The sequence below is a fragment of the Leifsonia sp. NPDC102414 genome (assembly GCF_044765685.1).
Classification (GTDB): Bacteria; Actinomycetota; Actinomycetes; order Actinomycetales; family Microbacteriaceae; genus Leifsonia.
In genome coordinates this window covers 724,711-749,562 of the sequence record NZ_JBIWKN010000001.1, presented here as the reverse complement: position 1 = coordinate 749,562, position 24,852 = coordinate 724,711, and the positions used below count along the sequence as shown (strand labels likewise).

Sequence of the window (24,852 nt, the reverse complement as noted above, 5' to 3'; positions counted from 1 at the left end):
TCAGCCGACCTCGACGAGCACGGGAGGCTCGGCAGGCGGGTCGGCAGGGATGCTCGCCCGCGTCACACGCTTGCGGAAGATCCAGTACGTGAACCCCTGGTAGAGGAGGATCAGCGGCAGGAAGATCGCCGCGACCCAGGTCATCACGGTCAGCGTCGTCTCCGAGCTCGACGCGTTGGCGATCGTCAGGCTGTTCTCCGGGTTCGGCGACGACGGCATCACGTTCGGGAACAGCGCGGCGAACAGCGACACCACGGCAAGCGCAATGGTGACGGCCATGAACGCGAACGACCAGCCCTCCGCCCCGCGCAGGTTGGCGACCCAGGATGCGATGAGCGCGACAGCGGCGAGCACGGCCAGGATCAGGAACACCACCGAGAAGTGCGCGATGGCCGTCCACAGCAGGAACGTCGCCGCGACGACGATCGCCAGAAGTCCCGAGCGCGCAGCGAGCTTCCTGGCGCGCGCCCGGATCTCTCCGTCCGTCTTCAGCGAGATGAACACCACGCCGTGCGTGAAGAACAGCAGCAGCGTCGTCACGCCGCCGAGCAGCGCATACGGGTTCAGCAGGTCGAAGAGGGTTCCGGTGTAGTCGTAGTGTGCATCCAGTGCGACGCCCTGCACGATGTTCGCGAAGGCGACACCCCACAGCAGTGCGGGGAGGAACGAGCCGACGAAGATCATCCCGTCGAACCACTTCTTCCAGCGCGAGTCCGGCCGCTGGTGCCGGTACTCGAACGAGACGCCGCGCACGATCAGCGCCAGCAGGATGAGGAGCAGCGCCAGGTAGAAGCCGCTGAACAGGGTGGCGTACCACTCGGGGAACGCCGCGAACAGGGCGGCGCCGCCGACGATCACCCAGGTCTCGTTGAGATCCCAGACCGGGCCGATGGTGTTGATCATCACGCGGCGGTCGACGTCGTCCTTGCTGAGGAACGGGATCGCCATGCCCACCCCGAAGTCGAAGCCGTCGAGCACGAAGTAGCCGACGAAGAAGAACGCGACGATGCCGAACCAGAGAATTGCGAGATCCATCAGAGCCTCCTAGTAGACCGTCGTGACAGGGACATGCTTGCCGTCTTCGTCCACGTGCTCGTCTGCAGGCGCTGGCCCCTTCTGGGCCGCGCGCTTCATCAGGGAGAACTCGACGACGGCGAGGGCGCCGTACACGGCGGTGAAGGCGATCAGCGAGATCAGCACCGTGAGGCCGGTGACCCCTGGCGACACGCCGTCCTCCGTCTTCATCAGGCTGAACACGATCCAGGGTTGCCTGCCCATCTCGGTGAAGACCCAGCCGACGATCATCGCGAGCATCGACAGCGGGAACGCCCAGATCGCGGCCTTCCAGACCCACCGGTTCGTCGGCATCCTGCCTTTGCGGGTGAGCCAGAGCCCGACGACGGCGACGAGCACGTGCAGCATCCCAAGCCCGATCATCCAGCGGAACGCCCAGTACGTGACCCAGATGGTCGGCGTGTAGTCGCCCGGGCCGTACAGCTGCACGTACTGCGCCTGCAGGTCGTTGATGCCCTCGACGGTGCCGTTCAGGGTGTGCGTCGACAGGAAAGACAGCAGATACGGGACGCGGATCGAGAACAGTTCGTGCACGCCGTCCGGTGTGCCGAGGGTGAAGATCGAGAACGACGCGTCCGCGCCCGTCGACGTCTTGTACAACGCCTCGGCGGCCGCCATCTTCATCGGCTGCGTCTCGACCATCGCGAGTCCGAGCTGGTCGCCGCTCAGCACGGTGAGCGCACCGGCGCCGACCATCACCCAGAGACCGAACTTGAGCGCTGGGCGCATCGTGTCGAGGTGCTGGTTGCGAGACAGATGCCACGCCGCGACCGTGATGATGAGGCCGGCCGACACCATGAAGCAGGCGAAGATCGTGTGCGGGAAGGCGGCGAGGGCGACCTTGTTGGTGAGCACGGCGCCGATGTCCGTCAGCTCCGCGCGTCCCTTCGCCTCGTTGAGCTTGTAGCCGACCGGGTTCTGCATGAACGCGTTGGCCGCGATGATGAAGTAGGCCGAGAGGATGCTGCCGACCGCGGTGACCCAGATGGTCGCCAGGTGCAGGCCACGCGGGAGCTTGTCCCAGCCGAAGATCCACAGGCCGATGAACGTCGCTTCCAGGAAGAACGCGAGCAGGCCCTCGAGGGCGAGCGGTGCGCCGAACACATCGCCGACGAAGCGGGAGTAGTTGGACCAGTTCATCCCGAACTGGAACTCCTGCACGATGCCGGTGACGACGCCCATCGCGAAGTTGATCAGGAAGAGCTTGCCGAAGAAGTGGGTGAGCTGCAGGTAGTGCACCTTCCCGGTGCGGTACCAGGCCGTCTGGAAGATCGCGACGGACGTCACCAGGCCGATGGTCAGCGGGACGAACAGGAAGTGATAGATCGTCGTCAGCCCGAACTGCCACCGCGACAGCAGCAGGGGATCCAGAAGTTCGTGCACGGTGTGTTCCACCTTCCCAGTGATTTCTACGCTCTGTAGAACTCAACTTCTACAAAGTGTAGAACATTCTCAGCCACACCGCGGTACGCTTGATCCGTGGCGAATCTCGGAGAACTCGAACGAGCGATCATGGACGCTCTGTGGAACAGCGGAGCCCCGATCTCCGCCAATGAATTACGCGACAAGCTAGCGGCTTCCCGCACCGACGGCAAGACTCCGGCGCTCACCACCGTGCTCACCGTGCTCTCCCGTCTCGAGCAGAAGGGCTTCGCCGAACGCGACAGGGATGCCCGTCCGCACCTCTACTCCGCCGCCGTCTCCCGCGCCGGCCACGTCGCCGACCTGATGCGCGAAGTACTCGAATCCTCCAGCGACCGCAGCGCCGCGCTCGCATACTTCATCGGCTCCGTCGACGAGTCGGAGGCGGAGACCCTTCGCCGCCTCCTCGACGCGCGCACCCCGTAGCCGGACAGTGACCCCCGTCAACGACGTCGCGCTCCTGCTCGGCGTGCTCGCCCTCGTGCTGGCGTGGCCGGTTCCACTGCTCCTCGCGCGCGCGAAGTGGCCTGCCTCCGCCCCCGTGCTCGCCCTCGCGCTCTGGCAGTCCATCGCTCTCGCCGGTGGCATCTCGATGATCGGCTCGCTGCTGCTGTTCGGACTGCAGCCGTTCGGCGACGATCTCTGGTCGCGCGTCGGAGGCGCGGCATCCACGGTGTTCGCCGGGCCGCTTCCCTCCGACGCTTCACTGCTCAACACGTTCGCGCTGAGCGCCGCCGTCCTGCTCACCATTCACCTGCTGCTCAACCTGGCGCTCACCTCCGAGCGCAGCAGACGGCAGCGTCACCGGCACCGAGAACTGCTCAGTCTGCTCAGTGAACCGCTGCCGGACACCCCGAGCACCCGCATCATCGACCACCCGGCGCCCGCCGCATACTGCCTGCCGGGGGCGAAGAGCGTCACGGTGCTCTCCGAGGGGATGATCGCCCTGCTCACCCCGGAGCAGCTGGATGCGGTGATCGCCCACGAGCACGCCCACCTGCGCCAGAAGCATCACCTCCTGCTCGACGCGTTCCGCTCCTGGAAGCGTGCGCTCCCCTGGTTCCCGATCGCGACGAGGGCACAGGATGCGGTCGCCCTGCTGATCGAGATGCTCGCGGACGACGCCGCGCGGCAGACCTCCGGCGACCTGGTGCTCGCCGACGCCATCCGCGTCGTCGACGACACCGGAACGGCCGGAGCAGTGCTCGGAGCTCCCAAGGACAGGCGCACCCCTGAGCAGCGCCGGCACGCGATCGCGGCCCGCGAGACGCGGCTCGTCACCGAGCAGCCGACGGTCGGGCCGGCGCTCCGGCTGATCATCGTCGTCATCACGGCGGCCCTGGTGATCGTGCCTCCCGTCCTGGTCCTCACCAGCTGACGCTGCGCGTTCGCTCAGGCGACGCACAGTAGCATTTCCCCATGTCCACTGCGGGGTCGAGTGCCGGATCGAAGTCCGGGCCGAAAAAGGGGTCGTACGCCAAGGGAATCGCCAAGCGCGAAGAGATCCTGACGACAGCGCTCGAGGTGTTCGCGGTGAAGGGCTACCGCGGCGCATCCCTGCGCGAGATCGCGACGTCGGTCGGCCTCAGCCAGGCCGGTCTGCTGCATCACTTCTCGTCGAAGGAGGAGCTGTTCGCCGAAGTCCTCCGCAAGCGCGACGAGGTGGACGAGCACGCGCATCCCGATGGCGGAACCGTCCGCGGCTTCGACACGCTGGTCGACATCGTGCGGCACAACGCAGACGTCCCGGGGCTCGTGCAGCTCTACGCGACCATCTCGGCGGAGGCGGCGGACGACGACCACCCCGGCCACGACTACTTCGTCCGGCGCTATGCGACGCTGATCGGCGCGATCGAGCAGCACGTGCGCGACGAGCAGGAGGCCGGCCGCATCGACCCGTCGCTCGACCCGCTGCAGGTCGCTCGCATGGCGATCGCAGTGGCCGACGGGATGCAGGTGCAGTGGATGCTCGACGGCACGGCGGACATGGCCGCCACCCTGGAGTACTTCTTCTCGATGATCCGCCGCGGACCTGCCACGTGAACGAGGCCCTGACCTGGATCCTGGACATCGTCCAGAGCGTCGACCCCGTCCTGCGCACGCTGCTCGCCGGCGTCGGGATTCTGCTGGAGACGTCCATCCTGATCGGCCTGATCGTGCCGGGCGACACCATCGTGCTCGTGGCGAGCACCGCCGTCGCCGGACCGTTCGAGTACTTCGCGCTCGTGGTCGTCGTCATCCTCGGCGCCCTCGCCGGGGAGAGCATCGGCTTCGCGCTCGGCCGCTACTTCGGTCCCAAGATCCAGGCGAGCAGGCTCGGCGTGAAGCTCGGTCAGAACAACTGGGACAGAGCCGAGGCGTACCTCGCCAAACGCGGCGGCATCGCCGTGTTCCTGTCACGCTTCCTGCCTGTGCTGCACTCGCTCATCCCGCTCACCGTGGGCATGAGCCCGATGCGTTACCGCACCTTCATGGCCTGGACGGCCCCCGCCTGCGTGATCTGGGCGTTCGCCTACGTGTCCGTCGGCTCTGCCGCCGCTGGCAGCTACCGCGAGCTCTCCCAGGAGCTGCACGGCGCCGGCTACGTGTTCGTGGCGATCATCGCCGCGTTCATCGTGCTCGCGTACATCGTCAAGAAGGTGCTGCAGAAGCGCGAGGCCAAACACATGGATGCGGCGGCCCGGGAACCCGAACCGCCGCATCCTGACGAGGTCTAGACCCCGCCGTCGTTCAGCGCTACTTCTTGATGGGGTGCTTCGCCAGCCACTCCTTCGCCAGCGCATCCGGCTGGGTCTTGCTTGCACCCTGGTTCTCGCCGTTCAGGTCGATCAGGTCGGCCGTGGTGAGCTCGGCCGAGACCTTGTTCAGCACGTCCTTGACCGTCGAGCTGGCCTTCTTCGAGTTGATCAGCGGCACGATGTTCTGCGCGGCGATCAGGCTCTTCGGGTCCTCCAGCGTGACGAAGCCGTTGTCCTTGATCGCGGGCGTCGTCGTGTAGATGTCGGCGAGCTGCACGTCACCGTTCTTGAGGGCAGCGACGGTCAGCGGGCCGCCCGAGTCGCTGATCGGCTTGAGCGTGGCGGTCACGCCGTACGCGCTCTTCAGACCGGGGATGCCGTACGGACGCTCCTGGAACTCCGGGTTGGCGCCGACGGTCAGCGGCTCGGTGACCTTGGAGAGGTCCGACAGGCTCTTGACGCCCCACTTCTCCGAGAACTCCTTGGTGACGTTGTAGGAGTCGGCGTCCTGCGCCTTCGCCTGGTCGAGCACCTCGAAGCCGGACGGCAGCGCCTTGCCGAGCGCCGTGTACACGTCGTCGCTCGAGGTGGCGGTGGCCGACTTGTCGTAGAACTGGAGCAGGTTGCCCGAGTACTCGGGGATGAGGTCGATCGAGCCGTCCTGCAGCGCCTTCAGGTAGACGTCGCGCTGGCCGATGCTGGGCTTCAGGCTGACCTTCACACCGTTGGCCTCGAGGGCCTGCGCGTAGATCTGCATGAGGATCTCCGACTCCCCGAACGCGGCGGAGCCGATGGTGACGCTGTCGGACGACGACGTGGACGTGTTGCCGCCGAGCGCTCCGCCGCCGGACGAGCACGCGCTGAGAGCCAGGAGGGCTCCCGCCGCGAGGACGCCGGCCGCGATGCGGCCTCTCTTCGATGCGAACATGTGATTTCTCTCTTTCGGTGGGTGCTATGGGACTGTGGGAATGGGACGTCGGCGGGGCTCAGAGGCTCGTTCCGAGCGGGTGGTTCGGGACGGATGGGCCCAACGGGCGCCAGGGGTCCTTTGTGCGCACATCCTGGACCTTGCCTGCCGCGACACCGCGCGGGACGACGAGGCGTTGCACGATCGCGAACACGCCGTCCGTGACGAGCGCCAGCGCGATCACGAGGATCGAGCCGCCGAGCATCTCGTCGTACTTCTGCACGGCAAGACCGTCGAACAGGTAGCGGCCGAGGCCGCCGACCGGCAGGATCGCCGCGACCGTCCAGGTGGCGACCACCTGCAGCGCTGCAGAGCGCAGGCCTCCGATGATCAGCGGCAGGGACAGCGGAAGCTCGACCTTGAACAGGATCTGCAGCTCGGTCATCCCCATCGCCCTCGCCGCGTCGATGGTGCGCCTGTCGACCGACTCGAGGCCGGAGTATGCCCCTGCGAGCACGGGAGGGATCGCCAGGATCGTCAGCGCGATCAGCGGAGGAATGATGCTCAGATTCAGCGTGATCAGCGCCAGGTAGACCACCAGGCCGAGGGTCGGGATGGCGCGGAGGGCGCCCGAGATGCCGACGGCCAGTCCACGGAACCGCCCGGTGTGCCCGATCGCGAAGCCGATCGGCAGGGCGATCACGGCGGCCAGGATGAGCGTGAGCAGGGAGTACCAGACGTGCTCCCCCAGCCGCACCGGAATGCCGCCCGGCCCGGCCCAATTGGTGGGATCGAAGACCCAGGCGAACGCCGCGAGGATGTCGGTCATGCGCCGGTCACCGCCTTCAGCGCGGCCCTGCGGGTCACGCGCTTGTTCGTGCCGAGCCTCGTCCACGGCATCAGGAGCCGCCCGAGCAGCACGAGGGCGAGGTCGAAGATCAGGGCGATGATGATGATGCCGACGATGCCGGTGACCACCTCTGCGTTGTTGTACTGGTTCAGGCCCTGCACGAACATCGTGCCCAGGTTGCTCACGCCGACCAGGGAGCCGACGCTCACCAGGCTCACCGTGCTCACCGACACCACGCGCAGTCCGGCGAGCAGCACCGGTCCTGCCAGCGGGAGCTCTACCGCCCAGAACCGGCGCCAGGTGCTGAAGCCGATGGCGGTCGCCGACTGCATCACGTCACCTGGAACGCTGGCGAGGGCATCCGCTGTCGTGCGCACCATCAGCGCGAGCGCGTACAGGCTCAGAGCGAAGACCACGTTCTTCGGGTCGAGGATCTGCGTGCCGATCAACGCCGGCATCGCCACGAACAGCGGTAGCGACGGGATGGCGTAAAGGATGCCACCCAGTGTCAGCAGGATGCCGCGGCTCACCCGGTAGCGGTTCGCCACCCAGCCGATCGGCAGCGAGACGATGAAGCCGATCACGATCGGGAAGACGCTCAGCGTGACGTGAGCGACCGTGAGGTCCCAGACCAGGCCGAAGTTCGACCACAGCCAGCTCACGACGCTTCCTCACCCTGCGCCGGAGCACCCACGACCTGTGCGGTCGTGGCCCTTGCTTCTGAGGTGCTGCCTTCTGAAATGCTGCCTTCTGGGGTGAGCACGCCGGCCGTACGGCCGTCGCTGTCGACGAGGACGCTGCCGGTCGAGGTCTGTTCGATGTGCAGCGCGCGCTTGCCGCGGTCGGCCCCGATGAAGGAGGCAACGAACTCGTCGGCCGGGTTGGACAGGATCTCGCTCGGCGTGCCCTTCTGCGCGACGATCCCGCCCTTGCGGAAGATGACCACCTGGGTGCCGAGCCGGAACGCCTCGTCGATGTCGTGCGTCACGAACACCACGGTCTTGTCGAGCTCGCGCTGCAGATGCAGCAGCTCGTTCTGGAGCTCGTCGCGCACGATCGGGTCGACCGCGCCGAACGGCTCGTCCATCAGCAGGATGTTCGGGTTCACGGCGAGCCCGCGTGCGACGCCGACGCGCTGCTGCTGGCCACCGGAGAGCTGGCTGGGGTACTTGTCGGCGAGCGAGCGCTCCAGGCCGACCGTGTCCATCAGTTCGAGGGCATGCTCCCGCGCGTCCCGCTTCTTCTCTCCGCGGAGCAGGGGCACGGTGGCGATGTTGTCGACGACTTTGCGATGCGGCAGCAGGCCGGAGTTCTGCATGACGTAGCCGATGCTGCGGCGCAGCTGCACCGGCTTGAGCGACATCACGTCTTCTCCGTCGATCTCGACGGTGCCGCTGGTCGGGTCGACCATCCTGTTGATCATCCGCAGGATCGTGGTCTTGCCGCTGCCGGAGGATCCGACGAGCACCGTGATCTCACGCGACGGGATGACGAGCGAGAAGTCCTCGACAGCGACCGTGCCGTCGGGGAACTGCTTCGTTACCGAGCGGAACTCGATCATTGGTGCGGCTCATTCCTCGAAGTGGGCATCGGATCGACACAGGCCTGTCCTTTCACCCAAACACGATTGGCTCGCTTTGGCAAAGGATTGCGTCGAATTGTGGCGCGGGCGGTCCGGATCACCGAACCCCCTTTCCGTGTCGGTGGCTCTGAATACTCTCTTCGGTATGGAGGACGCATCGGATGGCAACATGCCACCAGCCACCGACATTCCCAGGTTCGGGGGCATCGGGTTCGATGTCGTGGTGCTCGACGCACCGCATCCCGCGGAGCTTGCACGCTTCTACGCCGGGATGCTCGGATGGCCTGTCGTCGAGACCGAGGCGGAAGACGAGTGGGCGGAGACGCGCCCCGCCGTCGGCGCGAACGGCATCGCGTTCCAGCGCGAGCCGGACTACCGGGCGCCCACCTGGCCGGACGCGACCGTGCCGCAACAGTCGCACCTCGATTTCGGGGTCGACGATCTGGAGCAGGCTGAGGCGCACGCCATCGCGCTCGGCGCCCGGAAGACGGGGCTGCCCGATCCGGCGTCCCCAGCGGGCGTGCGCGACAGCTTCCGGGTGTACCGGGATCCCGTCGGGCACCCGTTCTGCCTGGTCAGGCGCCGCGCGTCCTGACCGGCCTCACCAGCCTCAGCGGCTCAGGCGTCGCCGCCGTACCGCTTCTCGAGGTATTCGCGGGCAACGACCCTGGCCTCGGCGATGAAGCGTTCGTCGCCCGCCTGGTCGAGCACGAACGCCCGGTTGATCAGCGAGTCCATCATCTCCACCACCACTTCGAGGTGGAAGGTCAGCTCGTCTCCGGCCGGGAGACCGAACTCGTCGGAGAGGATCTCGGCGAACCGGTGCGCGAAGAAGTCCTCGTCCGCCGTCGGCTCGTCCTCCGGGGCTCCAGCGCGCTCCGCGTCGGTGAACCGGATGATGCGGAAACCGGCCTCCGTGCGGAACATCCCGACGAACGCGTCGATCGCGCACTCCACCGCGATCCACCAGTGCGCGGGCTCCTGCTCCCTGATGCCCTGCACGACGGCTTGGCGGTAGCGGAGGACGGCACGGTCGCGCAGCGCCTGGAGCAGCACGATGCGGTCGGGGAAATACCGGTATACGGTGCCGATGGACGCTCCGGCCCGCTCGGCGACCATAGCGGTGGTGAGCCGGTCGAACCCGATCTCATCCACCACCTCCGCCGCAGCGTCGAGCAGGGCGTCGATGCGCGCTGCGCTCCGCTCCTGGATCGGTTCGGTTCGCACCAGCGGTGCTCCGGATGTGTTCTGACCGGCCACGAGGTCGTTGATGGGCACGAGGGCTACTCCTTCTTTCCTGCAGCTCAACAATACGTCTGTCGGGTCCCCAGCCCCACGGTCCCCACGACCGTGATACTCGGATCATATTCGGGGAAACCTCATTTATGCCGGGGAATTCGCTCCGACTCGCCGCAGGATGCGACCCCAGATCTGGGGGATGCACACACAGGTGCTCAGCGTCCATGCGAAACTAGACAGATATGCCCGCCACCCCTGACAAACGCGGCGCGAGCGTCGAGCCCATCATGCATCGCGCGGCGCGCATCGAGGATGCGTTCCACGAGTTCCGCGCGCGCCGAGCCCGCAAGCGCGGTTACCTGGCGACCGTTCTGCCGTACACCGGCTACGGCGCGCCGACCTGGGCCCGCATCCTGGGCAGGGTCGTGCTCGCCAAGGAGCCGAAGCCGGGCAGCAGGGCGGAGCGGAAACACCGCAAACGCGAGGAGAGCATCCGCGGCTGGCGGTCGTTCACCAGCGTGCCCGTCGCCGATACGCCGGTCACGATCGAGATCGAGGGCGACAGGCACACGGTGATGCCCGACCGCGGCGGCGTGATCGACACGGTCATCCCGGTGCAGCTCACGCCGGGCTGGCACACCGTCCGGATGTTCACGCACGAGTCGACGCGCGTCTTCGAGTCCCCGGTGTTCATCGTCGACCCGAAGGCCACCTTCGGAATCATCTCAGACGTGGACGACACCGTCATGGTGACCGCGCTCCCCCGGCCGCTGCTCGCCGCCTGGAACACGTTCGTCCTCGACGAGCACGCGCGGGTCGCCACGCCAGGGATGGCCGTGCTGCTGGAACGTCTCGCCGCGACCCATCCCGGCACCCCGGTGATCTACCTCTCGACGGGCGCGTGGAACGTCGCGCCGACGCTTACCAGGTTCCTCTCCCGCAACCTCTTCCCCGCCGGCCCGCTGCTGCTGACCGACTGGGGCCCGACGCACGACCGCTGGTTCCGCAGTGGCCGCGACCACAAACGGATCAGCCTGGAGCGCCTCGCCGACGAGTTCCCCGGTCTCAAGTGGCTGCTGATCGGCGACGACGGCCAGCACGACGAGACGCTCTACGGGGAGTTCACCGTCGAGCATCCCGAGAGCGTGTCCGCTGTGGCGATCCGGCAGCTCTCGAACAGCGAGGCCGTGCTCGCCGGAGGCCGTTCCAAGGCCTCGAAGCACACCGAGCTGAGCGGGGCGCCGTGGGTGTACGCGCCGGACGGAGCGAGCCTCAGCGAGCAGCTCAACGAGCTCGGGCTGCTGCACTAGCTCTGCCCGCCGTTCCCCGGATGTCGGTACCGGCCGGGATACTGGACCCATGCCAGCACGCCGCGCCGACCTGCTCCGGATGCGCAGAAGCGCCCAGCTCCTCGACGATCGGTCGGCTCCGACCCCCGTGGCCGTCGTCCAGCGGATGCTGGCGGTGCAGGCGCAGGACTTCGGTGCAGCCTGCTGGGCGCTCGGCGCCCGCAGCGCCGGCAGCACCCGCGACGACGTGCTCGCGGCCCTCGACGACGGCAGCATCGTCCGCTCCTGGCCGATGCGCGGAACCCTCCACTTCGCGCCGCCCGCCGACCTGCGCTGGATGCTCGGGGTCACGACCACGAGGATGATCGCCGGACTCACGCTGCGGCATCGCCAGCTCGAACTGGAATCCGAAGACTTCACGCGTGCGCGCGACGTCGTCACGGAAGCGCTGTCCGGTGGCCGCAGCATCGGCAGGGCAGAGCTGATGGCGCTGTGGGAGGCCAACGGCATCGCGACGGCCGGGCAGCGCGGATACCACCTGATCTACTTCTTCGCCCAGAACGGCCTGCTGTGCTGGGGACCGACGCACAAGACGCAGCAGTCGCTCGTGCTGCTGGACGAGTGGGCCCCAGAGCGGCGCGAGCTGGAGCCGGACGAGGCGCTCGGCGAATTCCTGCTGCGCTACCTGACCGGTCACGGGCCGGCGACGCTCAAGGACTTCGTCTGGTGGACCAAGGGCACCGTGGCAGGAGCGAAGACGGCCGTCGCCGTGCTCGGCGACAGGATCAGCACGCTGGAGGTGGACGGCGTGGAGTACCTTGCGACGGCGGAGCAGGCGGACGCGGAGGCCGGCACTCCTGCAGCCAGGAAGGGAGTCGACCTCCTGCCGGCGTTCGACGAGTACCTGCTCGGCTACCAGGATCGCACGCCCGTCATCGACGACGAGCACTTCACCGTGGTCGTGCCGGGCAAGAACGGCGTGTTCGCGCCGATCCTCGTCTCGGCGGGGCGCGTCGTCGGCACCTGGAGACGCGCATCCACGTCGTCGGCGGTGACGGTCGAGCCGCTGCCGTTCGCGCGGCTCACGGCGGCGGAGAAGACGGGGGTGCGCCGGGCAGCGACGGCGTACGGCCGTTTCCTCGGACTGCCCGCTGCGGTGACCGCCGAGGACTGACGCCGGTAGCCTTGGACCGTGGCTCCACGATTTCCCGCCAAGCTCCGCCTTCCTGCCAACATCAGCCTTCCCGCCAACATCAGGACGACGAGCAGGGTTCCCTTCCTGCAGGTGGCGAAGACCGCGGTCGCCATGATCCTCGCCTGGGTGCTGGCGAGCCTGCTGCTGCCTGGCGAGCTTCCGGTGTTCGCGACCATCGCCGCCCTGCTCGTGGTGCAGCCGAGCGTCAATCAGTCCGTCGGCCGGGCGATCGAGCGCAGCATCGGGGTGATCGTCGGCGTGCTCATCGCCTACGGCATCGGTCTCGCCTTCGGCACGAACAGCTGGATCGTGCTCGTCGCCGTCGTCATCTCGATCCTGCTCGCCTGGGCGCTCAAGCTGACGCCGGGAACGGCGAACCAGGTGCCGATCACCGCGATGCTCGTGCTCGCGGTCGGCGCATCCAACCCGGAGTACGCGTTCGCGCGCATCGTGGAGACGATCATCGGCGCCGTCATCGGTGTGATCATCAACATCGCGATCGTGCCTCCCGTGCAACGCGAGCCTGCGCACAAGGCGGTCCTCGCTCTCGGCAACGAGCTCGCGGCCACCCTCGACCGACTGGCGACGGCGATCACCACGCCGCAGACCGCAGCGCAGCTCAACGCGCTGCTCATCGAGGCCAGGCTGCTGCGCCCGATGGAGAAGAAAGCGGACGCGGCGCTGGTCCAGGCTGAGGAGAGCCTGACCCTCAACCCCCGGCAGGGCAGGCACCGCGTCGCCCTCGACCACGACGCCGAGCTGTTCGCCCGGTTCCGTCCGATCATCACCAGAGCGCTCGGCATGACGCGCGCATTCCGCGACCACTACGACGACACGCTCGCCGGAGAGCCGACGCTGCAGGCAATCGCGGAGGAGCTGCGCCGTTCAGCGCACGATCTGCGTCTGCTCGCGCGCGACCCGGATGCGCCGCCCGCCGAGCCGACCACGGATACCGCTGGGCTCCCGGTGCTGACGGCGCCGCTCGTCATCTCGACGCCTGACCCGCGCCACTGGGTGCTGATCGGCTCTCTGATGGAGGACCTGCGCCGCGTGCACGACGAGATCACCGGGGAGGAGAGCGCCTGATCGGGCCTGCTGGCCGTAGCATGGCCGCATGTCCGCCGACAGCAGCTCCCCGTCAGGATCCGCCTCAGGGGTCGACGACACCGACAGCGCGCCGGTGTCGACCAGACGACTCGAAGCGTTCACCGACGGCGTGTTCGCCATCGCGGCGACGCTCCTGGTCCTCGACCTCGACGTCACCAAGCTCGGCGACGTCCACACGAATTCGCAGCTCTGGGCCGCGCTCGGCGATCAGTCGTTCGGCTTCCTCAGCCTCGTCATCAGCTTCCTGCTGCTGGCGACGCTGTGGCGCATCCACGTCTGGCAGTTCGAGTACGTGGTCAGGGTGGATGCGCGCGCGACGCTGCTCAACACGCTCCGGCTCCTCGGCGTGGTGCTGATCCCGTTCACCACGAGCCTGATCAGCGAGTACAACGACTTCCTCCCCGCTCGCCTGCTGCTGCCGCTCAACTTCCTGTTCGTGATCGGCATCACCACGGTGCACTGGTTCTACCTGACCTCACCCAAGCGCGATCTGGTGGCCGGCCTCTCCCCTGCCGGCGTCCGCTCGACCAAGGCGGGCACGCTGGTCGCGCTCGGGCTCGCGGCGTTGACCGTCGTGCTCGCGCCGTGGTTCGGGTCGCTGGCGTTCCTGGTGCAGTTCCTGAACCCGGTCTTCGACCGGCTCAGGGCGCCGCGGCCGCCTGGCGTGCGCAAGCGACACCACTGAGCGGCGCGTCGCGCGGGCGCCGGTCAACGAGAACAGGGACCCCGCTCGCGCGGAGTCCCTGCCTGGTGTTCGTGCCGCTTACGCGTTGGCGAGAACCGCCTGCAGCTCGAGCGTGATGGTGACCTGCTCGCCGAGGAGCACGCCGCCGGTCTCGAGGGCCGCGTTGTACGTGAGGCCGAAGTCCTCGCGGTTGATCGTCGTCTTCGCGGTCGCACCGGCCTTGTAGTTGCCGTACGGGTCCTGGCCGAAGCCGCCGAAGTCGAACTCGAAGGTGACCGGCTTGGTCACGCCCTTGATCGTGAGGTCGCCATCGACGAGGAAGTCGCCGCCCTCGTGGCGGACGCCCGTGGAGACGAAGTCGATGGTCGGGAACTCGTCGGCGAGGAAGAAGTCGCCGGTGCGCAGGTGCGCGTCGCGGTTCTTGTCCTTGGTGTTGACCGACGCGACGTCCGCCTTCGCGGTCACGGTCGACTCGAGCGGGTTCTCTGCGGTGACGAAGGTGGCGTCGAAGTTCTCGAAGACGCCCTTCACCTTGCTGATCATGAGGTGGCGGATGCTGAAGCCGACCTCGGAGTGCGCCGGGTCGATGGTCCAGGTGCCTGCTTTGTAGCCGGGGATGTCGATGGTCATTCGGTGATCTCCTTGAAGTATGGTTCGCGGCGCTCCGCGCGCCGTACAGGTACATGCAAGCGTATGGACAGCGGTCCTATTCCGGAAATCCGAAAAAAAGTTGACGCGTCACTCTTTTGTGGCCAGCGCGTGGCGCAGTTCCAGCAGTTTCCTGGCATCGGCGTCGATCTGCGCGGCGGGAATCCGGCCGGAACCGACCGCAGCGACGACCGCGTCGATCAGCGCATCCGGGTCGAGCCCGGCAGCGGCAGGGTCCGCAGGGAGCACGTAGAGCAGCATCGTGTTGCCCGCTGCCAGCGCCTGCACGGCGTTCTCCTCTGCGTTCGCGTACTGCGGCAGGCCGGAGTCCTGCAGCATCCGCATGTCGTCGGTGATCGTCACCCCGTGGAAGCCGAGCGTGTCGCTCAGGATGCGGTGCCACGGCGCGGAGAGCGAGGCGGGCGCAGCATCCACCGCGCTGTAGACGAGGTGGCCGAACATGACCAGCTCCGTCCCCGCCGCTATGCCGGCGCCGAAGGGCGGCGCATCCCTCGCCCGCCAGTCGGCGACGCTGACCCCGGTGGTGGGGATGCTCGTGTGCGAGTCCGCCTCCGTCTCCCCGTGGCCGGGGAAGTGCTTGAGCGTGCTGAACACCTGGCCGCGCTCCCCCGTGACCGACGCGGCGACCCTGTCGGCCGCCGCAGCGGGCGTTGTACCGAGGACCCTGTCGTAGATGAACGAGCCCGGGTCGGCCGTCGTGTCCGCGATGGTGCCGAAGTTGACCGTGACGCCCGCCTGCTTCAGCAGGGCGGCGCGCTGCGAGAACGCCGCCTGCGTCGCCGCGGGCGGCTGGGCCTTGAGCACGTCGGCGCCCGGCAGGGTGTCCCAGGGAAGCCGGGTGACGTCGCCGCCCTCCTCGTCGATGGCGACGAGCGGAGGGAGCTGCGGGTCGGAGGCGGTCATCGCCGCGTTCTGCGCAGCGAGGGCGGCAGGGCTGCCGGGCACATTGTCGCCCATCAGGATCATCCCGCCGACGCCGTAGCGGTCGACGAAGCCGCGCAGGGCGGCGCCGTCCGTGCCCGGCTGGTGCAGCATCAGCAGGCTGGCGACCTTCTGGCGCAGCGTCATGTTGGCCAGGCGCGCGTTCACGTACGCCGTCGCCGGATCCACCGTCTTCGTCGGTTCCGGCGTGGCAGAGCTACCGGCTGCGCTGTGCTGGGCCGTGCGCGGCGCCCCGGCAGCGCACCCGGTGACGGCGAGAGCCGACGCGGTCGCCAGGGTCAGCGCAAGCGCCGCCCTCCGGATTCCGCGTCGACTCCTCATCCATCGATGGTAACCGCCGCCGCCTCAGCCCTTGACAGCTCCGCCCAGCCCCGCCGACCGCAGGAACAGCCCCTGGAACACCAGGAAGAGCACGATCGGGATCAGCGTGGAGATCGCGAGCGCCGCGAGGTACACATCGAGCTGGATCGCCGCCTGCAGCGTGGGCAGCCGTACGGACAGCGGCTGGATGGCCGGGTCGCGCAGCACCAGCAGCGGCCACAGGTAGTCCTTCCAGGCCGCGATGATCGCGAACACCGACACCACGCCCAGGATGGGCTTCGACATCGGGAGCACGATCGACCAGAACAGCCGGAACGGCCCAGCCCCGTCCGTGCGCGCCGCCTCGAAGACCTCGCGCGGCAGGTTGTCGAAGAACCGCTTGATCAGCACCACGTTGAACGCGCTCGCGCCGGCGGGCAGCCAGACCGCCCAGAACGTGTTGATCAGCGACTGCCCGAGCAGGGGCGGGTTGAGGATGGTGAGGTAGAGCGGCACCAGCAGCACGACGGACGGCACGAACAGCGTGCCGAGGATGAGCCCGTAGATCACCTTGCCGTATTTCGGCCGCAGCACGCTCAGCGCGTATCCCGCCGTCGTCGCCACCACGATCTGCATGATCCAGGAGCCGAGCGCGACCCAGATCGTGTTCATGAACTGCACGTCGATGTGCACCGTCGACCAGGCCGTCGACAGGTTGGCCCAGTCGACGCCGTTCGGGAACAGCGCCATCGGTGTGCGGAGCGTGTCCTGCGTCGGCGTGATCGCCGACTTGGCGAGCCACAGCAGCGGCCCGAGGCCGAGCACGATCAGCAGGATCAGCAGCACCAGGTGGGTGGCGCGCGTCCCCCACCGGATGCCCGGCTTCCGCCAGTCGGACGGCGACAGGATGCCGCGGTCGCCCGACGGCTCGCTCGGCCTGCGCGACCGGCGCTTGCGCTTGCGGCCGCCTGGACCGCCTGGCGCGATGCCGGACTCGTCGAGTTCGTCGGTCATGACGTTCATGACCTCTGGCGTGTAGTCGGTCGAGGTGGTCAATTCTGGCTCCAGGACTTGGTGAGGCGGAAGTACACGAGCGAGAGCACGGCGAGGAACGCGGCGAGCATCAGGCTGAGCGCCGTCGCTGCCCCGTAATCGCCGCCGAGCGAGTTCTGGAACGCGTAGCGGTAGATGAGCAGCAGCACGGTCACCGTCGAGTTGACAGGGCCGCCTCCGGTGAACAGGTACGGTTCGAGGAAGACCTGAGCCGTGCCGATGATCTGCAGGATGAGGGTGATCAGCAGGATGCTGCGCAACTGCGGCATCGTGACGTGCCAGATCTTCTGCCAGATGTTGGCGCCGTCCACCTCAGCCGCGTCGTACAGCTCCGGCGCGACGCCGGTGATCGCGGCCAGGTAGATGATGATCGTCCCTCCCGCTGCCGCCCATGTCGCCTCGACGACGAGGGACGGCATGGCCTGGGTCGCCGACTGGATCCACGGCTGCGGCGGGATGCCCACCCAGCCGAGGATCGTGTTGAACACGCCCGTCGGGCTCGCGTCGTAGAAGAACTTCCAGAGCAGCACGGCGACCACGGGAGGCACGACCACCGGAAGGTATGCGAGCGCGCTGTACAGCCCCTTCGCGCGCTTGACCTCGCTCATCAGCACGGCGGCGATGAGCGGGATGGGGTAGCCCAGGATGAGAGCGAGGAACGCGAACCAGGCGGTGTTGCCGATCGCCGTCCAGAACAGCGGGTCGTTCACGACCTGCACGAAGTTGTCCCAGCCGACGAACGTCGGAGCGGTGACGAGGTTGGTGTGCTGGAAGCTCATCACCACGCTGCGGACGATCGGCCACCAGGAGAAGACGCCGAAGATCACGAGCATCGGCAGCAGGAAGACGAGGTTGCTGAGCCCGCCTCCGCGGAGCCAGGTCATCGGGGTGCGTCGCACGACGCGGCGCGAACTCGTTCGCTGGCGGTCGATCGCTGTCATGGGTGGGTGCTTTCTGTCGTGGTCGGAAACGTGCGGCGCGGCCGGCGGGGCGCACGAGGCGTCCCGCCGGCCGAACCGGTGACTTACTTGTCGGCGTCGACGAGCTTCTGAATGTCGGAGTCGACCTTCGTCAGGAGCTGATCGATGTTCGCGTTCTTGTCCGTCAGCACGGCCTGGACCACCGCATCCAGTGCTCCGTAGAGCTCCTGGGTGTGCTTGTTCGGCTCAGGCACGAGGTTCGCGTCGAAGATCTTGTCGGTGAACGGTGCGACGTTCTCCAACGGGATGTTGACCTCCGGCTTGATCCAGGACATCGTCTGGTCGTACGTCGCCTTGTCGAAGACCGGCAGCGTCGGAACGCCGACCGGCTGGTTCGACTTGGCGAGCACCTTCGCGTCCGCGATGGCCTGGTCCTGGTTGAGCAGCTTCTGCATGTAGTAGAAGTCGATCCACTTGACCGCCGCCGTCTTCTGCGCCTCGTTGGACTTGGGGCTGACCGCCGCGACGTTGCCGCCGACCAGGACGCCCGCATCCTTGTTGCTCGAGTCGATCGGGAGCATCGTCAGCCCGTACGTCTTCGGGTCGACGTTGTTCTGCTGCACCAGCGAGGTGAGCACGTCTGAGCCGGACGGGTACATCGCGATCTGGCCTGCGCCGAACGCCTGGTTGATGCCGCTCCAGTCGAGCAGGAAGTTGCTGCCGACCGAGTTGTCCTCCCAGCGCAGGTCGTGCAGGAACTGCAGCGCCTCCTTGGTGACGGGGTTGTTCGTCGTGACCTTGGTCTTGCCGCCGTCCGTGGTCTCCATCCGGCCGCCACGCGCGTACGTCGTGGTGGTCAGCTCCCAGCCGCCGGTGTTGCCCTGCGTCATCTGCATGTAGCCTGCGACGCCTGGCACCTTCTCCGAGATGGTCTTGGCGTCCTGCCGGACTTCGTCCCACGTCGTCGGGGGCTTGTCAGGGTCGAGACCGGCCTTCTGGAAGATCTCGCGGTTGTAGGAGAGCCCCATGGCGTACGGGCCGTACGGGATGCCGTAGATCTTGTCGCCGCTCTTGGCGACGGCGAGCACGTTCTCGTTGAACTTGCCCGCGTACGACAGCGCCTTGACCTCCTTGGTGATGTCGGCGAGCTGACCGGCCTGCAGGAGCGACTGCGAGTCGGTGAACGGGACGTTGAACACGTCGGGCAGCGTGCCGCCGGCGAGCTGGGTCGAGAACGTCGGCCCCGTCCACTGGTACTCCTCCGACTTGATGACGATGTTCGGGTTCGCCTTCTCGAACTCCTTCACGCGGTCGGCGAACGCCTTGAACGCTGCCTTGTCGCTGCCGGGGATGAGACTGGCAACGGTGATGTGCACCTTGCCGTCGCTCGAGTCGCCGCTGCCGGAGCCTGAGCATCCTGCAAGCAGGCCGACCCCGGCGATCGTGATCGCGGCCACGGCCGCGATCGTACGTGGTGACCTCATTGTCGGTTCCTTTCGATGGTGTGGTGAGGTGCGGTGTGCTGTGTCGCGGTGCGTTACGCGACCTCCGGCGGACCGTGCTGTGTTCTAAGCCACGCCGTGGAGTCCGGTGGCAGCAGCCCGCGGTCGAGCGGGTCGCTGCTGAGCAGGATGGCGACGTGATCGGGAAGCTCGATCGCGTCGGAGGAGAGGTTGGTGACGCTCACGAAGGCGTCGCCGCGGGAGAAGACGAGGGTGCCTTCTGCGCTGTCGAGCCAGCGCAGCGCTCCGTCGCCGAGGCCGTCCTCTGTGCGGCGCAGCCGCAGAGCCTCGCGGTAGAGCCGGAGCATGGAGTACGCGTCGGACTGCTGCGCTTCGACGGTCAGCGGCGCCCAGTTCTCCGGCTGCGGCAGCCACGGCTCCGCAGAGGCACCTGCCGGGCTGAACCCGAACGGCGGATGCTCGCCGCTCCACGGCAGCGGAACCCGGCAGCCGTCCCTGCCTGGGTCGACGCCGCCGGAGCGGAAGTGCATCGGGTCCTCCAGTCGGTCGGCCGGGATGTCCTCGACCTCCGGCAGGCCGAGCTCGTCGCCCTGGTAGAGATAGAGCGAGCCTGGCAGGGCGGCGGTGAGCAGGGCGGCGGCGCGGGCGCGGCGACGGCCGAGGGCGAGATCGGTCGGAGTGCCGACGCGCTTCTTCAGGAACGCGAACGACGAGTCGGCTCGGCCGTAGCGGGTGACGGGCCTGGTGACGTCGTGGTTCGACAGCACCCAGGTGCTCGGCGCATCCACCGGGGCGTGCGCCGCGATGGTCTCGTCGATGGATGCGCGGAGCTCGCGCGCATCCCATGGCCTCGCCAGGAAGTCGAAGTTGAACGCGGTGTGCAGTTCGTCCTTCCGCAGGTACATCGCGAACCGGTCGATCTCTGGCAGCCAGATCTCACCGACCAGCACGCGGGTGCCCGGGTACGAGTCGGCGATGGCGCGCCAGCCGCGGTAGATCTCGTGCAGCTCGTCCCTGTCCTGGTTGGGGTGCTCCCCCGGCCCAGGATGCTCCGGCACCTCCGGCAGGTTCTCGTCCTTGACCAGGAGTGCGGCCGAGTCGATGCGGACCCCTGCGACACCGCGGTCGAACCAGAACCGCAGGACCGCCTCGTGCTCCGCCCGTACGTCGGGGTGGTTCCAGTTGAGGTCGGGCTGCTGCGGGGTGAACAGGTGCAGATACCACTCGCCGGGCGTGCCGTCCTGGTTGGTCGTGCGGGTCCAGGTCTCGCCGGAGAAGTTGGACACCCAGTCCGTCGGCATCTGGTCGCCGTCGGCTCCGCGGCCAGGGCGGAACCAGAAGCGCTCGCGCTCCGGCGAGCCCGGCCCGGCCGCGAGGGCGGCCTGGAACCAGGGGTGCTGGTCGGAGATGTGATTGGGGACGACGTCGATGATCGTGCGGATGCCGAGGGCGAGGGCCTCCTGGATGAGCGTCTCCGCCTCGGTCAGATCGCCGAACGCCGGGTGGATCGTGCGGTAGTCGGACACGTCGTATCCGCCGTCCGCCAGCGGGGACTCGTACCAGGGGGTGAACCAGATCGCATCCACCCCCAGCTCTTTGAGGTAACCGAGGTGCTGCCGGACGCCGGCGAGGTCGCCGATGCCGTCTCCGTTGCCGTCCGCGAAGCTGCGCAGGTAGATCTGGTAGATCACCGCGCTCCTCCACCAGAGCGGGTCGGCGGTGGACGGCGACAGCGGGGATGCGGTGGGCTGGGCGGTCGACGGAGCGCTGGAGTGCACGGTCAGCACGGGGAGGTCCACGGATGTGCCCTTCGGTCGGGCGACCTCCGGCGGTGCGGTGCGCTCCGATCGAACGGGGCGCGTCCGCGCCACCCTGGTCGGCGGTTCGGTCGTCACGTCGACGTGCCCGAACAGCCGGCTCCGTCGTCGTTGAGCCGAATGTAGCGTTAATGACAGTTCACTGCAAGAAACTGACAGAGAGTAATTCGTTTGCGTACATTTGCGCCGAATTGCATAACAATTACGTGTGCAGTGCTGGTCCCGTCGACCCGCGAACCACCAGTTCCGGCTCGAAGAAGAGCTCGTCGGAGATGGCGGAATCGCTGGAGATCTGGCGCAGCAGCAGCTCGATCACCGTGCGCCCCATCGGCTCGATCGGCTGGCGCACGGTCGTCAGCGGAGGCTCCGTGCAGTTCATCAGCGCGGAGTCGTCGTAGCCGACGATGGAGATGTCCGACGGCACGGACAGACCGGCGCGGCGCACCGCCCTGATCGCGCCGAGCGCCATCGGGTCGCTCGCGCAGACGATCGCGGTGACCCCGGCCTTCAGCAGCCGGGCAGCCCCGGCCTGCCCCGCCTCGAGCGAGTACAGCGAGTGCACGACCAGGTCGTCGTCGAACTCGTCGCCCCAGCCAGCGACGATGCGCTTCGCGGCCGCGAGCTTCCGCTGCGACGGCACGTGATCGCGCGGCCCGAGCAACAGGCCGATCCGCTCGTGCCCGAGCGAGCGCAGGTGGCCGAGCGCCTGGGCGGTGGCGACCGTGTCGTCGCAGGACACGGTCGCGAAGTGCAGGTCGTCGACGGGCGCGTTCACCAGCACCGTCGGCAGATTCAGATCGGTGAGCCTGGCGTAGTGCTCGTGCGACGCATCCTGCTGGGCGTACGCGCCGCCGACGAAGACGACCCCTGACACCTGCTGCTGGAGCAGCAGCTCCACGTAGTCGGACTCGGAGATTCCCCCTGCCGTCTGGGTGCAGAGCACCGGGGTGTATCCGTTCTGCGCCAGTGCTCCCCCGATGACCTCCGCGAACGCGGGGAAGATCGGGTTCTGCAGCTCGGGCAGCACCAGGCCGACCAGTCTGGCGCGCTCTCCGCGCAGCTTGGTCGGGCGTTCGTACCCCAGCACATCCAGTGCGGTGAGCACAGCCTGCCTGGTCGCCTCGGACACGCCGGGTTTCTCGTTGAGGACGCGGCTGACCGTTGCTTCACTGACCCCGACCTTGCGAGCGACCTCGGCGAGACGTTTCGACATGCGCTCAGCATACGCAATTCCTTGCAAGACAGCGCAAGTCTTTTGCAAGACGGCAGATCGGCCTAGCATGGCGCCCATGACACAGCGCGCGAAGCCGGGGACGGCAGGGCCGGCGGCGAGGCCGATGGCCGCGCTGCTGCTCGCCAGCCACCCCGGCCCCAGCGTCGTGGTGACCGTCGTCGCCACCGTGCTGGGCGCGAGCCTCGGCTACCCGCCCGGCCGCCTCGCGCTGCTGGCGCTGGCGATCCTGCTCGGCCAGCTCTCCATCGGCTGGTCGAACGACTGGCTCGACGCCGCACGGGATGCGCAGGTCGAGCGGACGGACAAACCGGCGGCGCGCGGGGCGATCCGCGTCACGACGGTGCGCACCTGGGCGTTCGTCGCCCTGGTCGCCGCGATCCTGGTCACCCTGCTGCTCGGGCCACTGGCGACGCTGGCGCACGCCGTCGCCATCGCGGGGGGCTGGGCATACAACCTGGGGCTCAAGGCCACTGCGATCTCCTTCCTGCCGTTCGCGATCAGCTTCGGGCTCCTGCCCGCCATCGCCACGCTCGGCCTCGAACCGCCGCGCTTCGCCGCCGCCTGGGTCGTCGCGGCGGGTGCCCTGCTCGGCGTCGCCGCCCACGTCACCAATGTGCTTCCCGACCTCGCGGACGACAACCGCACAGGCATCCGTGGACTGCCGCACCGGATGGGGGCGGTGCCGAGCGGGCTGCTCGCGTTCTCCTGTCTGGCCGCGGCGAGCATCCTGATCGCGTTCGGGCCTGGCTGGCCGCCGCGCATCCCGTTGCTGATCGGGCTGGTGATCGGCATCGGGATCGCCGTCGCCGGCGTCGTGCTGCTGCTGCGCCGCTCGCCGACTCGCCTGCTGATGCAGTTCATCATGGGATGCGCGATCGTCGACGTGCTGATGCTCGCGTTCGCCGGTCAGTCGACGACGGTCTGAACCTTCTCAGCGGCCGGTTCGTGGTTGCGGATGCCGATCGCGGAGACGATGCCGCCCACCAGCATCAGCGCAGCAGCGGTGATCATCGCCCTGTCGAGGCCCGCCCTGTCGAGCGTGCCTCCGACGATCAGGCCGATCATCGCGACCGTCACCAACCCGGCGATCCTCGACACGGCGTTGTTGACCGCCGAGCCGATGCCCGCCTGCGCAGGGTGGATCGATCCGAGGATCGCACTGGTCAGCGGCGCCACGGTGATCGACAGGCCGACACCGAACAGGAGAACGGCGGGCAGGAGGTTCGTCCAGAAGTTCACGTCCTCGCCCATCATCAGCAGCCAGAGGAAGCCGCAGGCGGCGATGACAGGGCCGATGGCCATGAACAGCCGCGGCCCGTACTTCCCCGCCAGCCCCCCGAACACCCCGGAGAGCAGCAGCATGCACAGCGTCGACGGGATGAACACGAACCCGGCGGCCGTCGCAGCGAAGCCGGCCACCTGCTGCAGGTAGAGCGTGACGGTGAGCGGAGCGAAGGCGAGCGCGCCATAGACGAGGGCGGTGGCGATGTTGCCCACCCAGAAGTTGTGCACCCGGAACAGTCCGAGCGGGAGCATCGGCTGCTTCGCCCTGGTCTGCCAGAAGAAGAACGCGGCCAGCGACACCAGGCCGAGGATGAGCGGCAGGAAGACGCGCGGGCTCCCCCAGCCGTACACGCCTTGCTCGATCAGCGCGAAGACCGTTCCCGCCAGTCCGACGGACCCGAGGACGGCGCCGAGCACGTCGACACGGCCGCCCATCCCGTGGTCCTCCTGCTTGAGCCCGAGCATCATGGCGAGGGTGATGCCGATCGGCACCACGTTGATCACGAACACCCAGCGCCAGGAGAGCGTGTCCACGAAGACGCCGCCGAGCACGGGGCCGGCGATCATCGCGATACCTGTCCAGGCGGTCCAGCGGCCGATCGCCTTCGCCTGCGCGGCACCGGAGAAGGTCGAGATGATGATGGCGAGGGAGCTCGGCACCAGCAGGGCTCCCGCGACGCCCTGCAGCGCGCGGGCGACGACCAGGAACACGCCGGTGGGAGCGAACGCGCAGAGCAGCGAGGTGATCAGGAACCCGATGAGCCCGGCGTACAGCACCCGTTTGCGCCCGAAGACGTCGGACAGCGACCCTGCGATCAGGATGAGCGAGCCGAGCGTCACCAGGTAGCCGTCGACCACCCACTGCTGCAGCGGAAGGCCGCCGCCCAGCTCCTTCGAGATCGCGGGAAGCGCCACGTTGATCACAGCGCCGTCGAGGAAGGCGACGAAGCTCGCCAGGATCGCGATCAGCAGCACCCTGCGCTGCGTCGGCGACATACGCTCGGAAACCATGTTCTCAGTAAACGGGGAGCGCGCCCGGATAGCAACAGCAGCCGGTTCCCAGCGCGCTCCCGCCTCGCACC

At 67.9% G+C, this 24,852-nt stretch carries 25 protein-coding genes; 10 read left to right on the top strand and 15 right to left on the bottom strand.

Annotated elements, in window-relative coordinates; translation table 11 throughout:
- Complete coding sequence (gene cydB, locus ACIRCZ_RS03530) at window positions 1–1,035, bottom strand: cytochrome d ubiquinol oxidase subunit II (RefSeq protein ID WP_055893578.1); 1,035 nt, start codon at window positions 1,033–1,035, stop codon at window positions 1–3.
- A 9-nt stretch (window positions 1,036–1,044) separates the two neighbouring features.
- Entirely contained in the window at window positions 1,045–2,457 is a 1,413-nt protein-coding gene (locus tag ACIRCZ_RS03525) for a cytochrome ubiquinol oxidase subunit I (protein WP_402849695.1), read from the bottom strand.
- A gap of 96 nt (window positions 2,458–2,553) precedes the next feature.
- Here ACIRCZ_RS03525 and ACIRCZ_RS03520 point away from each other — a divergent pair, with 96 nt between their 5' ends.
- From ACIRCZ_RS03520 to ACIRCZ_RS03505, 4 genes are read left to right on the top strand one after another with little or no spacing between them, the layout of a single operon-like run.
- Window positions 2,554–2,922: a BlaI/MecI/CopY family transcriptional regulator gene (locus ACIRCZ_RS03520; RefSeq protein ID WP_055893572.1), complete on the top strand. Its 369-nt coding sequence runs from the start codon at window positions 2,554–2,556 to the stop codon at window positions 2,920–2,922.
- A 7-nt stretch (window positions 2,923–2,929) separates the two neighbouring features.
- Window positions 2,930–3,874 (top strand): M56 family metallopeptidase, encoded by a 945-nt coding sequence (locus ACIRCZ_RS03515; protein ID WP_055893569.1) that lies wholly within the window; start codon window positions 2,930–2,932, stop codon window positions 3,872–3,874.
- 41 nt (window positions 3,875–3,915) lie between these two features.
- Window positions 3,916–4,539 carry a TetR/AcrR family transcriptional regulator gene (locus ACIRCZ_RS03510; protein WP_402849689.1) on the top strand — a complete coding sequence of 208 codons (624 nt, stop codon included), beginning with the start codon at window positions 3,916–3,918 and terminating at the stop codon, window positions 4,537–4,539.
- Window positions 4,536–5,213: a DedA family protein gene (locus ACIRCZ_RS03505; protein ID WP_402849686.1), complete on the top strand. Its 678-nt coding sequence runs from the start codon at window positions 4,536–4,538 to the stop codon at window positions 5,211–5,213. Before ACIRCZ_RS03510 ends, ACIRCZ_RS03505 begins: the two co-directional genes overlap by 4 nt.
- A gap of 19 nt (window positions 5,214–5,232) precedes the next feature.
- Here the strand turns inward: ACIRCZ_RS03505 and ACIRCZ_RS03500 are convergent, their stop codons facing one another.
- Genes ACIRCZ_RS03500 through ACIRCZ_RS03485 form a run of 4 tightly spaced genes read right to left on the bottom strand, consistent with a single transcriptional unit; the run spans window position 5,233 to window position 8,552 of the window.
- Complete coding sequence (locus ACIRCZ_RS03500) at window positions 5,233–6,162, bottom strand: ABC transporter substrate-binding protein (RefSeq protein ID WP_055893559.1); 930 nt, start codon at window positions 6,160–6,162, stop codon at window positions 5,233–5,235.
- Window positions 6,163–6,220: 58 nt separating this feature from the next.
- A complete protein-coding gene (locus ACIRCZ_RS03495) occupies window positions 6,221–6,970 on the bottom strand; it encodes an ABC transporter permease (RefSeq protein ID WP_055893556.1) in 750 nt (249 codons plus the stop codon).
- Complete coding sequence (locus ACIRCZ_RS03490) at window positions 6,967–7,653, bottom strand: ABC transporter permease (protein ID WP_402849682.1); 687 nt, start codon at window positions 7,651–7,653, stop codon at window positions 6,967–6,969. Before ACIRCZ_RS03490 ends, ACIRCZ_RS03495 begins: the two co-directional genes overlap by 4 nt.
- Entirely contained in the window at window positions 7,650–8,552 is a 903-nt protein-coding gene (locus tag ACIRCZ_RS03485) for an ABC transporter ATP-binding protein (protein ID WP_055893551.1), read from the bottom strand. Before ACIRCZ_RS03485 ends, ACIRCZ_RS03490 begins: the two co-directional genes overlap by 4 nt.
- 190 nt (window positions 8,553–8,742) lie before the next feature.
- On the opposite strand from ACIRCZ_RS03485, the gene ACIRCZ_RS03480 reads away from it, so the two are divergent.
- Window positions 8,743–9,168: a VOC family protein gene (locus ACIRCZ_RS03480; RefSeq protein ID WP_402849679.1), complete on the top strand. Its 426-nt coding sequence runs from the start codon at window positions 8,743–8,745 to the stop codon at window positions 9,166–9,168.
- 23 nt (window positions 9,169–9,191) lie between these two features.
- Here the strand turns inward: ACIRCZ_RS03480 and ACIRCZ_RS03475 are convergent, their stop codons facing one another.
- The gene (locus ACIRCZ_RS03475) at window positions 9,192–9,851 is read right to left on the bottom strand and encodes a TetR/AcrR family transcriptional regulator (RefSeq protein ID WP_055893544.1); all 660 of its coding nucleotides are present in this window, start codon (window positions 9,849–9,851) and stop codon (window positions 9,192–9,194) included.
- A gap of 203 nt (window positions 9,852–10,054) precedes the next feature.
- Between ACIRCZ_RS03475 and ACIRCZ_RS03470 the strand changes: the two genes are divergently transcribed.
- From ACIRCZ_RS03470 to ACIRCZ_RS03455, 4 genes are read left to right on the top strand one after another with little or no spacing between them, the layout of a single operon-like run.
- Window positions 10,055–11,122 (top strand): App1 family protein, encoded by a 1,068-nt coding sequence (locus tag ACIRCZ_RS03470; protein WP_055893541.1) that lies wholly within the window; start codon window positions 10,055–10,057, stop codon window positions 11,120–11,122.
- 49 nt (window positions 11,123–11,171) lie between these two features.
- On the top strand, window positions 11,172–12,275 hold the full coding sequence (locus tag ACIRCZ_RS03465; RefSeq protein ID WP_402849674.1) for a winged helix DNA-binding domain-containing protein: 1,104 nt from the start codon (window positions 11,172–11,174) through the stop codon (window positions 12,273–12,275).
- A gap of 18 nt (window positions 12,276–12,293) precedes the next feature.
- Window positions 12,294–13,382, top strand: coding sequence for an aromatic acid exporter family protein (locus ACIRCZ_RS03460; RefSeq protein WP_402849671.1), 1,089 nt, complete (start codon window positions 12,294–12,296; stop codon window positions 13,380–13,382).
- A 28-nt stretch (window positions 13,383–13,410) separates the two neighbouring features.
- Entirely contained in the window at window positions 13,411–14,088 is a 678-nt protein-coding gene (locus tag ACIRCZ_RS03455) for a TMEM175 family protein (RefSeq protein ID WP_402849668.1), read from the top strand.
- Window positions 14,089–14,166: 78 nt separating this feature from the next.
- Here the strand turns inward: ACIRCZ_RS03455 and ACIRCZ_RS03450 are convergent, their stop codons facing one another.
- From ACIRCZ_RS03450 to ACIRCZ_RS03420, 7 genes are all read right to left on the bottom strand, one after another.
- Window positions 14,167–14,718 carry a YceI family protein gene (locus ACIRCZ_RS03450; RefSeq protein WP_055893531.1) on the bottom strand — a complete coding sequence of 184 codons (552 nt, stop codon included), beginning with the start codon at window positions 14,716–14,718 and terminating at the stop codon, window positions 14,167–14,169.
- A gap of 108 nt (window positions 14,719–14,826) precedes the next feature.
- On the bottom strand, window positions 14,827–16,020 hold the full coding sequence (locus ACIRCZ_RS03445; protein ID WP_402849665.1) for a glycoside hydrolase family 3 N-terminal domain-containing protein: 1,194 nt from the start codon (window positions 16,018–16,020) through the stop codon (window positions 14,827–14,829).
- Between the two features lie 24 nt (window positions 16,021–16,044).
- Window positions 16,045–17,022, bottom strand: a complete 978-nt coding sequence (locus tag ACIRCZ_RS03440) for a carbohydrate ABC transporter permease (RefSeq protein WP_402851640.1) — start codon at window positions 17,020–17,022, stop codon at window positions 16,045–16,047.
- A 29-nt stretch (window positions 17,023–17,051) separates the two neighbouring features.
- A complete protein-coding gene (locus tag ACIRCZ_RS03435) occupies window positions 17,052–17,993 on the bottom strand; it encodes a carbohydrate ABC transporter permease (protein WP_235500420.1) in 942 nt (313 codons plus the stop codon).
- A gap of 83 nt (window positions 17,994–18,076) precedes the next feature.
- The gene (locus tag ACIRCZ_RS03430) at window positions 18,077–19,456 is read right to left on the bottom strand and encodes an extracellular solute-binding protein (RefSeq protein WP_402849660.1); all 1,380 of its coding nucleotides are present in this window, start codon (window positions 19,454–19,456) and stop codon (window positions 18,077–18,079) included.
- 53 nt (window positions 19,457–19,509) lie between these two features.
- Window positions 19,510–21,168 (bottom strand): glycoside hydrolase family 13 protein, encoded by a 1,659-nt coding sequence (locus ACIRCZ_RS03425; protein WP_402851637.1) that lies wholly within the window; start codon window positions 21,166–21,168, stop codon window positions 19,510–19,512.
- Between the two features lie 286 nt (window positions 21,169–21,454).
- Window positions 21,455–22,465 (bottom strand): LacI family DNA-binding transcriptional regulator, encoded by a 1,011-nt coding sequence (locus ACIRCZ_RS03420; RefSeq protein ID WP_402849658.1) that lies wholly within the window; start codon window positions 22,463–22,465, stop codon window positions 21,455–21,457.
- Between the two features lie 76 nt (window positions 22,466–22,541).
- Here ACIRCZ_RS03420 and ACIRCZ_RS03415 point away from each other — a divergent pair, with 76 nt between their 5' ends.
- A complete protein-coding gene (locus tag ACIRCZ_RS03415) occupies window positions 22,542–23,411 on the top strand; it encodes a UbiA family prenyltransferase (protein ID WP_402849655.1) in 870 nt (289 codons plus the stop codon).
- On the opposite strand, the gene ACIRCZ_RS03410 is transcribed toward ACIRCZ_RS03415, so the two are convergent.
- Window positions 23,393–24,781: an MFS transporter gene (locus ACIRCZ_RS03410; protein ID WP_402849653.1), complete on the bottom strand. Its 1,389-nt coding sequence runs from the start codon at window positions 24,779–24,781 to the stop codon at window positions 23,393–23,395. The two genes, ACIRCZ_RS03415 and ACIRCZ_RS03410, sit on opposite strands and share 19 nt — an antisense overlap.
- Between the last annotated feature and the right edge of the window lie 71 nt (window positions 24,782–24,852).

What these genes read in the sequence shown, in the direction of transcription:
- ACIRCZ_RS03510 (WP_402849689.1), top strand. Translation starts at nt 3,916, where the DNA reads ATGTCCACTGCGGGGTCGAGTGCCGGATCGAAGTCCGGGCCGAAAAAG.
- ACIRCZ_RS03495 (WP_055893556.1), bottom strand. Translation starts at nt 6,970, where the DNA reads ATGACCGACATCCTCGCGGCGTTCGCCTGGGTCTTCGATCCCACCAAT.
- ACIRCZ_RS03415 (WP_402849655.1), top strand. Translation starts at nt 22,542, where the DNA reads ATGACACAGCGCGCGAAGCCGGGGACGGCAGGGCCGGCGGCGAGGCCG.
- ACIRCZ_RS03500 (WP_055893559.1), bottom strand. Translation starts at nt 6,162, where the DNA reads ATGTTCGCATCGAAGAGAGGCCGCATCGCGGCCGGCGTCCTCGCGGCG.
- ACIRCZ_RS03470 (WP_055893541.1), top strand. Translation starts at nt 10,055, where the DNA reads ATGCCCGCCACCCCTGACAAACGCGGCGCGAGCGTCGAGCCCATCATG.
- ACIRCZ_RS03420 (WP_402849658.1), bottom strand. Translation starts at nt 22,465, where the DNA reads ATGTCGAAACGTCTCGCCGAGGTCGCTCGCAAGGTCGGGGTCAGTGAA.
- ACIRCZ_RS03410 (WP_402849653.1), bottom strand. Translation starts at nt 24,781, where the DNA reads ATGGTTTCCGAGCGTATGTCGCCGACGCAGCGCAGGGTGCTGCTGATC.
- ACIRCZ_RS03485 (WP_055893551.1), bottom strand. Translation starts at nt 8,552, where the DNA reads ATGATCGAGTTCCGCTCGGTAACGAAGCAGTTCCCCGACGGCACGGTC.
- ACIRCZ_RS03465 (WP_402849674.1), top strand. Translation starts at nt 11,172, where the DNA reads ATGCCAGCACGCCGCGCCGACCTGCTCCGGATGCGCAGAAGCGCCCAG.
- ACIRCZ_RS03455 (WP_402849668.1), top strand. Translation starts at nt 13,411, where the DNA reads ATGTCCGCCGACAGCAGCTCCCCGTCAGGATCCGCCTCAGGGGTCGAC.
- ACIRCZ_RS03430 (WP_402849660.1), bottom strand. Translation starts at nt 19,456, where the DNA reads ATGAGGTCACCACGTACGATCGCGGCCGTGGCCGCGATCACGATCGCC.
- ACIRCZ_RS03450 (WP_055893531.1), bottom strand. Translation starts at nt 14,718, where the DNA reads ATGACCATCGACATCCCCGGCTACAAAGCAGGCACCTGGACCATCGAC.
- cydB (WP_055893578.1), bottom strand. Translation starts at nt 1,035, where the DNA reads ATGGATCTCGCAATTCTCTGGTTCGGCATCGTCGCGTTCTTCTTCGTC.
- ACIRCZ_RS03440 (WP_402851640.1), bottom strand. Translation starts at nt 17,022, where the DNA reads ATGAACGTCATGACCGACGAACTCGACGAGTCCGGCATCGCGCCAGGC.
- ACIRCZ_RS03445 (WP_402849665.1), bottom strand. Translation starts at nt 16,020, where the DNA reads ATGAGGAGTCGACGCGGAATCCGGAGGGCGGCGCTTGCGCTGACCCTG.
- ACIRCZ_RS03480 (WP_402849679.1), top strand. Translation starts at nt 8,743, where the DNA reads ATGCCACCAGCCACCGACATTCCCAGGTTCGGGGGCATCGGGTTCGAT.
- ACIRCZ_RS03435 (WP_235500420.1), bottom strand. Translation starts at nt 17,993, where the DNA reads ATGACAGCGATCGACCGCCAGCGAACGAGTTCGCGCCGCGTCGTGCGA.